This is a genomic window from Paenibacillus sp. OV219, assembly GCF_900110075.1.
GTDB lineage: Bacteria > Bacillota > Bacilli > Paenibacillales > Paenibacillaceae > Paenibacillus_Z.
Map to the genome: position 1 here is coordinate 366,137 of NZ_FOCJ01000006.1, position 12,812 is coordinate 378,948.

General features: G+C 53.4%; 11 protein-coding genes. 7 read left to right on the forward strand and 4 right to left on the reverse strand.

All coding sequences use genetic code 11. The features are described from left to right. Positions 1-38 precede the first annotated feature (38 nt). From BMY11_RS17420 to BMY11_RS17430, 3 genes are read right to left on the reverse strand one after another with little or no spacing between them, the layout of a single operon-like run. On the reverse strand, positions 39-1,139 hold the full coding sequence (locus BMY11_RS17420) for a Ger(x)C family spore germination protein (RefSeq protein WP_090578805.1): 1,101 nt from the start codon (positions 1,137-1,139) through the stop codon (positions 39-41). Next, positions 1,136-2,245 (reverse strand): SLC5/6 family protein, encoded by a 1,110-nt coding sequence (locus tag BMY11_RS17425; protein WP_090578808.1) that lies wholly within the window; start codon positions 2,243-2,245, stop codon positions 1,136-1,138. The genes BMY11_RS17420 and BMY11_RS17425 overlap by 4 nt, the downstream gene beginning before the upstream one ends. Next, entirely contained in the window at positions 2,242-3,570 is a 1,329-nt protein-coding gene (locus BMY11_RS17430) for a spore germination protein (protein WP_090578811.1), read from the reverse strand. Before BMY11_RS17430 ends, BMY11_RS17425 begins: the two co-directional genes overlap by 4 nt. A gap of 145 nt (positions 3,571-3,715) precedes the next feature. On the opposite strand from BMY11_RS17430, the gene BMY11_RS17435 reads away from it, so the two are divergent. The 4 genes from BMY11_RS17435 to BMY11_RS17450 all read left to right on the forward strand — a co-directional run bounded on the left by BMY11_RS17435 (position 3,716) and on the right by BMY11_RS17450 (position 7,710). Then, positions 3,716-4,471, forward strand: a complete 756-nt coding sequence (locus tag BMY11_RS17435; RefSeq protein WP_090578814.1) for a class I SAM-dependent methyltransferase — start codon at positions 3,716-3,718, stop codon at positions 4,469-4,471. Then, a complete protein-coding gene (locus BMY11_RS17440) occupies positions 4,468-5,490 on the forward strand; it encodes an MBL fold metallo-hydrolase (protein WP_090578817.1) in 1,023 nt (340 codons plus the stop codon). The genes BMY11_RS17435 and BMY11_RS17440 overlap by 4 nt, the downstream gene beginning before the upstream one ends. A gap of 76 nt (positions 5,491-5,566) precedes the next feature. Continuing rightward, on the forward strand, positions 5,567-6,961 hold the full coding sequence (locus BMY11_RS17445) for a CapA family protein (protein ID WP_090578820.1): 1,395 nt from the start codon (positions 5,567-5,569) through the stop codon (positions 6,959-6,961). Positions 6,962-6,969: 8 nt separating this feature from the next. Next, positions 6,970-7,710: a glycerophosphodiester phosphodiesterase gene (locus tag BMY11_RS17450; protein WP_090578822.1), complete on the forward strand. Its 741-nt coding sequence runs from the start codon at positions 6,970-6,972 to the stop codon at positions 7,708-7,710. A gap of 49 nt (positions 7,711-7,759) precedes the next feature. Here BMY11_RS17450 and BMY11_RS17455 read toward each other — a convergent pair whose 3' ends face one another. Then, positions 7,760-8,896 (reverse strand): GAF and HD-GYP domain-containing protein, encoded by a 1,137-nt coding sequence (locus BMY11_RS17455; protein WP_090578825.1) that lies wholly within the window; start codon positions 8,894-8,896, stop codon positions 7,760-7,762. 141 nt (positions 8,897-9,037) lie between these two features. On the opposite strand from BMY11_RS17455, the gene BMY11_RS17460 reads away from it, so the two are divergent. From BMY11_RS17460 to BMY11_RS17480, 3 genes are all read left to right on the forward strand, one after another. Then, positions 9,038-9,886 carry a DUF92 domain-containing protein gene (locus tag BMY11_RS17460; RefSeq protein WP_090578827.1) on the forward strand — a complete coding sequence of 283 codons (849 nt, stop codon included), beginning with the start codon at positions 9,038-9,040 and terminating at the stop codon, positions 9,884-9,886. Between the two features lie 1,138 nt (positions 9,887-11,024). Continuing rightward, entirely contained in the window at positions 11,025-11,744 is a 720-nt protein-coding gene (locus BMY11_RS17475) for an ABC transporter ATP-binding protein (protein WP_218150194.1), read from the forward strand. Continuing rightward, positions 11,725-12,777 carry an efflux RND transporter periplasmic adaptor subunit gene (locus BMY11_RS17480; RefSeq protein ID WP_177182686.1) on the forward strand — a complete coding sequence of 351 codons (1,053 nt, stop codon included), beginning with the start codon at positions 11,725-11,727 and terminating at the stop codon, positions 12,775-12,777. The genes BMY11_RS17475 and BMY11_RS17480 overlap by 20 nt, the downstream gene beginning before the upstream one ends. Positions 12,778-12,812 lie beyond the last annotated feature (35 nt).

Consider the following 12,812-nt stretch of genomic DNA (forward strand, 5'->3'; position numbering starts at 1 on the left):
CAGCTCGCTTGTGTCTAGCTTTATATTTACCTGCAGTGCTACCGCACAATGCCGGAGCCTTCAATAGTGACATTTGCCTTCACGTCGAATTTCAGTCTTGGGTAGATCGACTGCCAGTCGCTCCAGGTCCTCTCACTGCCGGCATGTGTCGCCCGAAATTTAAGCCCAAAGCCAAAGGGATCAACGCCTGCTTGCTGTGCCTTCACAAGCAGGCGTTTGGCTTCTTGCTCAACCTGAACATTGAACGCTTGCTCCAGCTTCGTCCAGCTTTGATCATAGACACCGATCGGCGCTTCCTCAAAGATTCCCCTAATATTTAGCCTCAGCCTCAGTACCCATCCGTTACTTGATTTGACGATTTTGGTGTGCGACGAAATGCTTTCCACGGACATGACCATATTCTGCCCATCGAAAGTGGCGGCAACCGTCGATTTCTTATATTCGTTGCGTATTTGATTGTACATTTCGGTTTCCTGCGGATTCAGCACCGTGACGAGCTTCGATTTATTAAGCAGCCCAAGCCTGGTGACAACATAGCCATTCTTCTCCTGGCGCATGATCGGCAGAATCGGGTCCATCCCGCGTTCTCCGGTGCGCCGCACAAAGTCAAATAAATATTCGTAGATCGTATAAGACGACTCCGATCCGTCATTGCCGAACATCAGAAAGATCGCGTTGCCAGGCATCCGCTCATTCGGCGGCTCAATCTCGATGATCTTCTTCGCATTCGGCTTGCCTATCGCAACATAAGCAACGTTCTGAATATCGCGCCGACGAGACAGCCAGTTCAGCGGCCCTCTGAAATCCTTCTTCACTAGCTCTTCACCAAGCAGAAGCAGCTTGCAATGGCCGAAATCAAGTTCTTTATCAACATGGGATTTCAACAGCCGAACGGCTTCAGCGATGCTTGTTGCCTGAATCGTTTCCACCTGAGACTTTGCAGCCCCCGGCTCCACCTTCGGCGATGGCACGGCCATGCGCAGCGTGACCGTATAGCCCTTAGCGCCTTCCGTCGCCGGATCAATGCCGATTGCAACGACGAAGAACCGTTTATCGATGTCCTTAAAGCCGCATCCGCCCGTTAGTCCGGCGAGCGTCATCAACATAACAACCAGCAGCAGCAACCGTCTGTAGCTCATGTCGATTGCTTCCTTCCGCCCGCCCCAATGCTGAGCACGAAGAGGAAGAGCACCGCGATAACTTCCACAAATACGCGGAAGATGAGCCAATTCGTTGCGAGTGCCAAGTTCTGCTTCTCATTAAAGAAATAAGAGGTCATGACAGTGATAAGTCCCAGCGAGCAAGCGATAATCCAGTTCGTCAGCGGCGTACGCTCCGGATCAATCTGCGGCTTTGCTCCCGGAAGGCAGCTCTTGAACAGCTCCATCGAGATATGCCAGACGTTAGTCGCATACACGAGCGTCAAGTTCAAATAGAGCAGCAGGAAAATAAACACGACCCGTTCAAGAAACCCGTATTCCATCGTCATGGAATCGGCTGTCACACTCCACACATACAGGTAGGAAGCTACTGTCTCGGTACCATGAAAGCCAATCGGGACGAAAAAGGAGCTCGCCAGAATAAAGCAGCCGATAAGCGGTATGAGCCAGCGGAAGCGCAGCCTGAAGTTCGGCGGATTGAGCCGATTGAAGATCGCGTAGCCTGAATAGCCGGTAAAAAGAAAAATCGCAGCTGCGTAAGGAGTCAGCTTCGGCGGATTGCGCCAATATTGAGCAACGGTGCGCATGGCATCCCAATCGAGCGACGGACTGCGGTAAGATTTGAACAGAATCATTAAGATGAGCGGCACGCTTATAATTAAGCCCATCTCCAAGATGAAGATGTTGGACAAGGTGGAACGGGTCGCTCCATAGATACAAGCAATCGACAACAGGCTCAGCACGACAAACGAGCTGGAGTCCGGATTTAGAAAGCGATTAATAAGCACGGAGAACCCCGTCAGCACTATGGAACCGGACATGAAGTACATACAGCCTAGAAGAAACATAAGCGGTGCCGTTACCCATTTTGGGAAGAACATCCCAAATATCTCCGGAAGTCCTTTGCCGGGGAAGGTTTTCATGACATGGGTAAACAGAATCGCCAGCGTAGAACCAACGACTGCTGCGGTGATCATGGATGAAAGAGCCCCCGTATATCTGTCCTGAATGAGCAAATAGGGGACAAACAGCATCAAATTGAGCATGCTCACGAGCGTCACGCAATAATAGAAATAACGGTTCATCCTTGATCCACCTGTCCGATATCGCCTGCTTGCGAAGGCGTTTTGCTGAAGATGCGAAAATACGGCTTGCCAAAGCTGCGCAAGTCGGCTAGATATACAAAATAAATAAACAGGCCAATTGTCACGCCGGTTATGCCGAAGAAGATGGCCATAATGATGAGCGGATATTTCATAAACCGGATTGCAGTGGACATATTGTTGACCGGAATGACGAAGTTCGAAATGGCTACGACTGATGTGACGATAATCATGATGCTGCTGACGAGTCCAGCTTGTTGAGCGGCCTGTCCGAGAATGAGACCGCCAACGGTCGTGGCGGTTGAGCCGATATACTTTGGCAACCGTACGCTTGCCTCGATGAGTGATTCAATCATAAGCAGCATAATGAATACTTCGATGAAGGACGGGTACGGTACAGCCGATCTGCTTCCTGCGATCGAGAAAGTGAGTTGTACGCGAAACAACTCCGGATTATAGGAAACAATTGCGACATACAAGGCAGGCAGCGTAATCGTTAGCACGACGGCGATATAGCGAAGGACGAGCAGCAGGCGCGTCATCCAGAACGAATCATACTGATCGTCAACGGCGCTTAAGAAATCATAGAACGTAACTGGCAGCACGATGGCGAACATGGAGCCCTGCAGGAGCAATACGACTTTCCCATCCTGAATGCCGTTGCAGACACGGTCCGGCCGCTCTGTGATGATCATCGTCGGGAACAGCTTATACCGATCGCCAAGCGCACGGCTAAGCTGGCCGGAAGCGTTTATCATTGGAACCGTGATATGATCAAGCCTTTGTCTAACCATGTTCAACACATTCGCATCGACACTTCGCTTATCGTACAGCAGCAGCACACGAGTCCGCGAGATGGTGCCCACGGTTCGCTCTTCAGTCGCAAGCTCAGGGCTTGGATAACGGCTGCGGATGATATTGATCGAATCAATGACGTCCTCACTAAGGGCGATTTGCGGCCCGGTAATGACCGTTTCCACCATCGTTTGGGGATTCTCGTTACGGATGATTCGCGCGGCGTCGAGCTTATAGATCTTGCCATTCACCTGGATAAGGACGAAGCCGAGCAGAAGCGTATCCGTCCATTTGGCCGGGTCATCGAGCGGCTCGTAGACCGGATTGACCTTCACTATCTCGTCAAAAGGCTGCAGCTGCTTCGTGAAGGGGACGAGGATAAAGTCACTCACTTTACTTCCGTCGCAGAGCGACTCGATATAGGCGATCTCGATGGTCATTTCGTCATTTTGCAGCTGGTGCATCGTTAAATCTCTAGATTCGGCAAACAGTGTCTTGATCCGCTTTAGCACTTTGCTTCGACCTCCTTTCCATTCCATAGCTTTGGAATAGTATGGATAACAAGGAAGATAATTATGCCGTTTCATGCGTCTTTTGCCAGAATAGCGGACCGTGAAGTACAATAGGAAGCAGTAAAAAGAGAGAGGGGAATCGCTTATGTCGGCATGGTTTGAGCGGAGTTTTGGCTCTGATTATATGATTGTGTACAGGCACCGGAATTGGGAGCAGGCGAAGCGTGAGGTGCAGCGGATGGCAGGCTGGCTAGAGCTTGCGCCCGGCGCGGCGATTCTCGATGTTGGCTGCGGCATGGGCAGGCATGCGCTTGCGCTTGCGCAGCTGGGATACGAAGTGACTGGCATCGACCTATCGCATGCGTTGCTGCAGAAAGCACGCGAGAACAATGATGAGGGATTGATCAAAGAGCTCATCCAAGGCGATATGCGGGAGCTGCCGTTCGCAGACGTTACATTCGATGCGACGGTTAATTTGTTCACGTCATTCGGCTATTTCGAGGCGGAGGACGATAACAAGCGTGTGCTTGCTGAAATTCGCCGCGTGCTGAAACCCGATGGGGCATTTTTGATTGATTTTATGAATGCAGCATTTGTGACAGCTAATCTTGTTCCACGTTCGGAACGTTTGGACGCGGAATCCGGCTTACATATTGAAGAGGTACGGTCCATCACGGAAGAGGGCTGGGTCGTTAAGCAAATCGCAATCGGCACAGGAGGCGATGAAGCGAGCGTTCAGCGCTACGAAGAGCGTGTCCGTTTGTTTCCGCTGGCTTGGTTTGAGAAGGCGCTGTCCGAGGCGGGGCTTACGCTGACACATGTGTATGGCGACTATGAGGGACTGGCGTATGATGAGCTGCACTCGCCTCGGCTGATCTTGAAAGGGAGGGCAAGCCATTGAGTGAAACGAGCAAGTCTCTAGTCACTAAAAGATGGCCTGGAGGCATTATTCAAGTGAAGGTGCCGCTGCCTTTCTCCTTGAAATATGTAAACAGCTATCTACTACATGACGAGCGGGGCTATACAATTGTGGATCCGGGATTGCACACACCGGAAGCGGTGCAAGCTTGGCAGGAAGCGTTGGATGCGAACGGCATCGCAATCGGTTCTATTCATACAATTGTACTGACGCATCAGCATCCCGATCATTACGGGCTTGCTGGATGGTTCCAAGAACAGACAGGCGGCGCGCCGGTCTATATCTCCGAAGCCTCTTATGCGTATACGCAGAGGCTGTGGGGAAGCGATGCTGGAGCATCGTTTGCCGCAGATCTGACAGAGCTATACGAAGCGCATGGTATGCCGCAGCCAGTGCTGGATGAGATTGCGCCGCATCTGGACAGCTTTATTCCGAAGGTGTCGCCGCAGCCGAAGGTGACCTTCCTCGAAGCGGGGCAAACGATAGAGATGGGCGGTCTCTCCTGGCAGACCATCGATACGCCGGGCCATGCGAAGGGGCAGCTCTGCTTCTACGCATCCGATGTAAAGCGAATGCTAGTCGGTGATCAGGTACTGCCCGATATTACTCCCAATATCAGCGTCGTCCCAGGCGACGGTGAAGATCAGCTGGAACAGTTTCTGGATAGTTTAGAACAGATTCGCAAGCTTGAGGTGGAGCTTGCTTTTCCCGGTCATCGCGATCCGTTCACTAACTATAAGGAGCGGATCGAACAGCTCATCGCGCATCATGAGCGAAGGCTGACTCAAATGTATAGTTTGATTCAAGCCGGCGCGAATACGGGTTATACGTTATGTATGCAGCTGTTTGGCGAGAGAATTGCCGGAAATACGCATAATTTGAGGTTCGCGATGTCAGAGACGCTTGCTCATTTGTTCCATCTGGAGAAGTGCGGGCGCATCGAACGAAGTCTACAGGATGCCAAGGTTTACTTTACAATGAGAACGGATCAGCAGCAGTAAAAAGTTTCCTTTACTCGCTCGCAAATGCGGTATAATGGATGCGTCAATGTTCGAGAGAAAAGGAGCTTAGCCGACTATGCACGCATCAAGGTCTGAAACACATCAGCACCAGAAGAAGCAGCGCTCGCGCCGGTTGAAAAGGCTGCTCACAATCAATATCGTTATGCTGTTCATCATAGGCTCGCTTGCTGTTGTCTATTTCGTGCAGCGGCAGGATGGGACAGAGAAGCTGGACATCGCTTCGGGTAATGGAAGCGGAGCTAACACGAGTAATTCTGGCGACGGCAATAATGCTGCGACAGAGAATAGCAACTCATCGAATGCATCCGCAGACGGTGGAACGAATTCGAATTCGGATGCCGCTACAAATGAGGCTGCGAGTGATTCAGGGACTAATGCTGATAGCTCAGATGAAGCCAATCAGGGCGAGCAGAAGCCAGCAGCGGATCAAGAGTCGTCTGATGGGGCGGATGATTCAAACTCAGGTTCAGGATCGGCAGTTACGTCCACCGGTTCGACGCCTAGTGATTCTATCACTCTTTCTTTTGCAGGAGATGTATTGCTCGCAGCAACGGTCGAAAATTTAATGCTGAAGAACGGATACGATTATCCGTATACATACGTTCAGCCGTTTCTGCAAAAGCCGGACTTAATGGCGGTGAATCTCGAAACGCCGGTAACGACGAGAGGGACACCTGCTCAGAAGAAACAATATGTGTATAAATCCTCACCGGATGCGCTTCCAGCATTGAAGGCTTCGGGAATTGACGTCGTCAATCTGGCGAACAACCATACGATGGACCAAGGCGAAGAGGGGCTGCTCGATACGATTGGCCACCTCGATTCCGCTGCCATTCCGAATATGGGGGCGGGCCGCGACGATGCAGAGGCGTTCAAGCCGGTACTGCTTGAAGCCAAAGGCATCAGCGTTGCGTATATCGGACTATCGCGGGTTATTCCGGAAGGCTCGTGGAAAGCGGCTAAGGATCATCCGGGTCTAGCTGAGACGTATGATTCCACCCGAGCTGTGAAAGCGATCCAGGATGCGAAGAAACAAGCGGATCTTGTTGTCGTTATGGTGCATTGGGGCATTGAACGTGAAGATAACCCGAATGATGACCAAAAACGCTTGGCGCATGAATATATTGATGCAGGAGCCGATTTGGTCATTGGCAGTCATCCTCATACTTTACAAGGCTTCGAATCGTATAAAGGCAAGTGGATTGCGTACAGCTTAGGCAATTTTATATTCCCAGGCATGCCGCCGGATAAAACGAAAGATACCGGTGTTGTTGATGCGCGGTGCAGTGTAGATGGCAAGTGCTCGCTGCTCATGCATCCGATGCGCGCAAATCAGTCCCAGCCTGCACCACTTACAGGTGATGAGGCGGCTGCACTCCTTGCTCGCATCTCTGCGATTTCAATTCATGCGTCGATTGACGCTGCAGGTAACGTGAAGCCGAAGGAGTGAATGATCGAATGCTCAATCCTTGTGTTGCCCATAGGGGAGCATCCGGGCTTGCGCCGGAGAATACGATGGCTGCTTTTCGGGAGGCGATGCGCTTTCCTTTCGTGCAGTGGATTGAACTGGATGTTCAGCTGTCCAAAGACGGCATTCCCGTCGTGATACACGATGATACGCTCAGGAGGACGGCAAGAACATCCGGCAAGGTGAACGATTATACGGCGGAGCAGCTCGGGAAGCTTGATGCCGGAAGCTGGTTTGATAAAGCTTTTTCCGGGGAGGGCATTCCGACTCTGGAGCAGGTCATGCTTGAAACCATTGGCCGCTGCCGTCTTAATATCGAACTTAAAACGTACAGCGGACGTTATCCCGGCATCGAGAAGAAGGTCGTCGAACTGTTAAACAAGCACAGTCTCCAGCATGACTCGGTTATTACTTCATTCGATCGTGAGGCGCTGCGTATCGTGCGCTCGTTAACGGCAGATGTACGCACGGGGCTCATTTTGGATGCATCGCCATGGACGCTTGTGCAGGACTTGAAACAGCTAGGCGCGACGTTGTTGTCTATCGGCTACACGCATGTTTCAAATCAGCTGTTGGAACAGCTGCAAGGAGCGGGAGTTGCAGTTATGGCGTGGACGGTCAATGATGCGCCAATGATGAAACGGCTTGGCAGTATGGATCCAAATTTAATGATTTGTACGAATTATCCAGATCGCTTCCAGCAGGCTGCGACAGCAGGTAAGGAGCAATAGAAATAAAGAGAGACCGGCCATCACATCAAGTGATAGCCGGTCTCTTCGGTTATTGATCGCGATAACGGTTGCGGATATCAAGAATGGCGGGCAGCTGCTCGTTTAGCACATCAACGAGTCGGGCTTCGAAATGGCGATCGCGCTCCTCATTGAACAAGATGAGAATACGCTCAAGCTCCCACGCTTTCTTATAGACCCGTTCGCTGCCGAGCGCATCGAATACGTCAGCAATTGCAGTGATGCGGCCATACAGATGGATTTCTTCACCTTTCAGCCCTTGGGGGTAGCCGGTCCCGTTCCATTTCTCGTGATGCTCGTAGGCGACAATTGCGGCAGTCTTGAGCAGCTCACGGTCGGAGTTCTTGAGCAGATTGTAGCCAATCGTCGTATGGTTCTTCATCTGCTCGAATTCTTCCTCGGTCAGCTTGCCCGGCTTGTTCAGCACGGAATCAGGGATGGCGACCTTGCCGATATCATGCATTGGTGAAACAAGCTTGAGCAGTTCTGCTTCCTCTTGGGACAGGCCGTAGCCGAGCGCGAGTATGTAGGAGTATTCTGCAACGCGTTTAACGTGGTTGCCTGTTTCCTTGGAACGGCTCTCGCCGATTTCACCCATTGTAAAAATAATTTCGCGCTGCGTAGCGACGATCTCCTCGTGCAGCATGACGGATTCGAGCGATTTGCCCGCATAGGAAGCGGCCAGTTTCAGCTGCTCCAGATCCCGATCGGTGAAAACAGCTTGCGGCGTTAATTTATTAATAGCCTGGTAGGCGCCGATGATGCTGCCATCATTGCCGACGAACGGCACGGTGATGAGCGATTTGGTCACGTAGCCGGTTCTTAAGTCATTCGCATCGTTGTGGCGAGGGTCTTGGTATGCATCCTCAATCAACAAATTCTCGCCCGTCATGATAGAATGGCCGACGAAGCCCGATCCGAGCGGTTGGCGGATCTCGCTCACGCCGTGCGCAATGGTTGTGAATAACTCCCCGCGGTTGCGGTCAATAAGCCATACGGTGCACCTGTCAGCCAATATCATTTCACGGCCCATATCAGCCATTAGAAGAAGTACGCTCTTCAGGCTTCGCTGGCTGCCGATTTTAGCGGTATAATCAAAGATAATGCGAAGGAGTTCTTCCGGCGTTCTCTCATTTGCAACCGGTGATGAATCAATTTCTAGGTTCATTTGGGGTGAGCTCTCCTTATCTGCAATACTCTGGTTAGAGGTATATCGTACTAAAATGTGACAAAATTTTAGGTAGTTCGACATAAGACTTCAACGCGAAGTTGAAAAATCCTTCTTTTGGTATAGGAAAGGAAATTACGTATGACGGATATGTACTCTTCTTCTCTAGCAGGCCGTGTGCTCATTGGCCTTATCGGCAGCTTGATTCTCGCTGGCGGTGCCAATCGGCTGCGCTCATTGTCTGCTTCAGGCGCGTGGTCAGCCATTGTGATGGGGACCTGCTATGTAGCGCTTGGCGGTCCATTCTGGTTCGGCTCGCTGATTGCCTTCTTCGTCTCTTCTTCGCTGCTCTCAAAGTGGAAGAAGCGGCATAGAAAGAAGAGGAAGGCGGAAGCCAACTATGCTAAGAGCGGCAGGAGGGATTGGCTGCAGGTATGGGCTAACGGCGGGCTCGGCCTGCTGCTGTGCGGAGGGCATGCGCTGTGGCCGCATAGCAGCTGGGCTTTTGCGTTCGTCGGCGTCATGGCTGCCGTGAACGCGGATACATGGGCGACGGAGATCGGCGCCTTAAGCGCGGCTGCTCCGCGCTCCATCCTTAGCGGCCGGCGCGTCGCGGCCGGCACGAGCGGCGGCATCACGCCGCTCGGCAGCGGCGCCGCGCTCGCTGGCGCCGCATTCATTGGCGCTGTCGCGGCGCTGCTTGCGGCCGCGCCGCCAGCGCCTGCTGGCGCTTTGCCGGGCGGGGCGCTGCTCGCCGCCGCGGCGGTCGCCGGCACGGCCGGCGCTTTCGCCGATTCGCTGCTCGGCGCCACCGTGCAAGCGATGTACCGCTGCCGCGTGTGCGGCAGCGAGACGGAGCGCGCCGAGCACTGCGGCGCCGCTGCCGAGCGGGTGCGCGGCTTCGCCGCGATGACCAACGATGCGGTGAACCTCGCATCGTCCGCGCTCGCGGGCTTGCTCGCGTGGCTGATCGGCAGCTTGCTGACCTAGCGCAGCAAGCTGCCCGCGCTCAAGCCCCTGAGCCGCCAACCCACGGCTCCAACCCGAATCCGCGCCCCTGAGCCGTCACACCTCGGCTCCAACCCGAATCCGTGCCCCTGGAGCCGCCAACCCTCGGCTCCACCCGAATCCGCGCCTCTGAGGTGTCACACCTCGGCTCCAACCCGAATCCGCGCCCCTGAGTCGTCAACCCACGGCTCCAACCCGAATCCGCGCCCCTGAGCCCCCAACCCACGGCTCCAACCCGCATCCCGCCCCTGAGGTGTCACACCTCGGCTCCAACCCGAATCCGCGCCCCTGAGCCGTCACACCTCGGCTCCAGCCCGAATCCGCGCCCCTGAGCCGCCAACCCACGGCTCCAGCCCGAATCCGCGCCCCTGAGCCGCCAACCCACGGCTCCACCTGCATCCGCGCCTCTGAGCCGCCATCCCTCGGCTCGAACCCGAATCCGCGCCCCTGAGCCGTCACACCTCGGCTCGAACCCGCATCCGCGCCCCTGAGCCCCCAACCCACGGCTCCAACCCGAATCCGCGCCCCTGAGCCCCCAACCCACGGCTCGAACCCGCATCCGCGCCCCTGGAGCCGCCAACGCTCGGCTCCACCCGAATCCGCGCCTCTGAGCCGTCACCCCTCGGCTCGAACCCGCATCCGCGCCCCTGAGCCGCCAACCCACGGCTCCAGCCTGCATCCGCGCCCCTGAGCCGCCGCCCCTCGGCTCCAACCCGCATCCCGCCCCTGAGACGTCACACCTCGGCTCCATCGGCTCCAACCCGAATCCGCGCCCCTAAGCCGCCAACCCACGGCTCGAACCCGCATCCGCGCCCCTGAGCCGCCAACCCACGGCTCCAACCCGCATCCCGCCCCCCGCCCCCTGAGCCGCCTCGTTCTCAAGGCATCCTCCCCCAGCTTCGCTCTTCACTACTTCGACCGCAAACTTTGTAATATTTTCGCAATATTCACCCATTAGGCTTTGAAAACGGTTATAATCAACTCCATATTAGGTGGATTGCTTCTCGTTGCTGCCAAATTAGAAGGTTGACAGCATATAGCTGCCCTAGTATCCTAACTCTTATAGTAAAAATTTACAGATTATGAGAAGCAAAGGGAATAGGAAGGAGAATGGCTGCCTGTGATAATCACTACGGCGGAATCGTCAACACCTTTGAATCAGCCGCTGCTGAGAGCTGTTAATGTAAAGAAGGTGTTTGGTCGCGGCGACAATTCTGTAACCGCTGTCAATAATATTAATTTGACCATTAACAAGGGTTCCATGATCGCACTCAAGGGGCGTTCAGGATCAGGGAAGACTACGCTCCTCAACCTGCTTGCCGCTCTCGATCAGCCGACTGAAGGCGAAGTTTTCTTCAACGGGCAAGTTATTTCCAAGCTGCCAGAGAAGCAGCGCAGTCATTGGCGTCGCACTCATCTTGGACTCGTTTTCCAAGCATTCGGTCTCATTCCACTCATGTCAGCGTATGAGAATGTCGAGTTTGGCCTCCGCATTGCTGGCAATGACAGCAAGCTGAACAAAGCGCAAGCGGAACGCGCGCTCGAATGGGTAGGGATGAAGTCAAGGATGAAGCATCGTCCGCCTGAGTTATCCGGAGGCGAGCAGCAGCGCGTTGCAATAGCTAGGGCGATAGCCCATCAGCCGATTCTTCTGCTCGCGGATGAGCCAACGGCCGAGCTAGACAGCCGTATGGGATTGCAAGTCATTAAAGTGTTTCGCGACCTCGTAGAGAATCATGGCATGACAGTCGTTATGACGACACACGACCCAAGCATCATGGAAATCGTTGATCACGTTATAGCATTGGAGGATGGACAGATTGTCACTCAGTCGAACTAGTCTAACTCGTAATCGTCGCCGCACCATATTGAAGCAAACCGCGGCTTTGCTTGCGTGCGCATCTCTATTATCCGGCTGCTCGCTGCTGCCGCAGAAGGAGCTGAACATTCAGCCTCCGCTCGTGAAGCCAGTTGCAGAGAAGGTCGATGCAATTGAAGTGAAGAAAGCAGCGATTGAATCGAAATTTACCGGCGTTGCTACCGTAGCATCGAGCAATAATGTCCCGTTATTTTATAAGGAAAGCGGCAGATTGAAAGAGCTTTACGTTAAACAAGGCGATAAAGTAAAAGCAGGAGACTTGATCGCTGAGCTTGACATGGGTGACTTTGACCTGCGAATGAATCTAGAGAAGCTAAACCTGGAGCGTGCTCAGATTGAGCTGCACAGCGCTAGGGTGAACGGCGTAACCGGGACAAGCCTGCGTATGAAAGAAATTGATTTAGAACGCGAACAGTTGATGATGGACTCCCTGAAAGAGCAGTATGATTCGGCGAAGCTGATTTCTCCAATTAGCGGTGAAATTTCTTATGCAGATGTGAAGTCGCCTGGCGACGGATTAAACGGCTATACGCCGCTTGTAACGATAGCGGATCCGACTAAGATGTGGCTCGTTCATACTGCGGATGATGGGAAGACGCTCTCGGCCATTCAGAAAGACATGCAAGTAGCCGTGACGATCGACAATAATAAATACCAAGGTAAAGTCGTGCAGTCGCCATCAGATGCTCCGCTAACAGGCAATAAGGATGTTGATGAGCGGAATACGAGACTGCTCTATATTGAGATCACGACCAAAGGTGCAAAGCTTGAACTTGGCAAATCGGCCGAAATCACGATTAGTCTTCAGAAGCATGACAACGTAATCGTAATTCCGAAGAGCGGTCTCAGGACGTACCTTGGCCGTACGTATGTGCAAGTCATTGACGGTGACCGCCGCAAAGAAATTGATGTACAGCCTGGCATCACGACTTCGACTGAAGTCGAGATCGTCAAAGGGCTTGATCCCGGGAAGTTAGTTGTCTTAAATAACTAGTTCGATAGCGTACTAGAAGAGGGTGAACAGGAAAC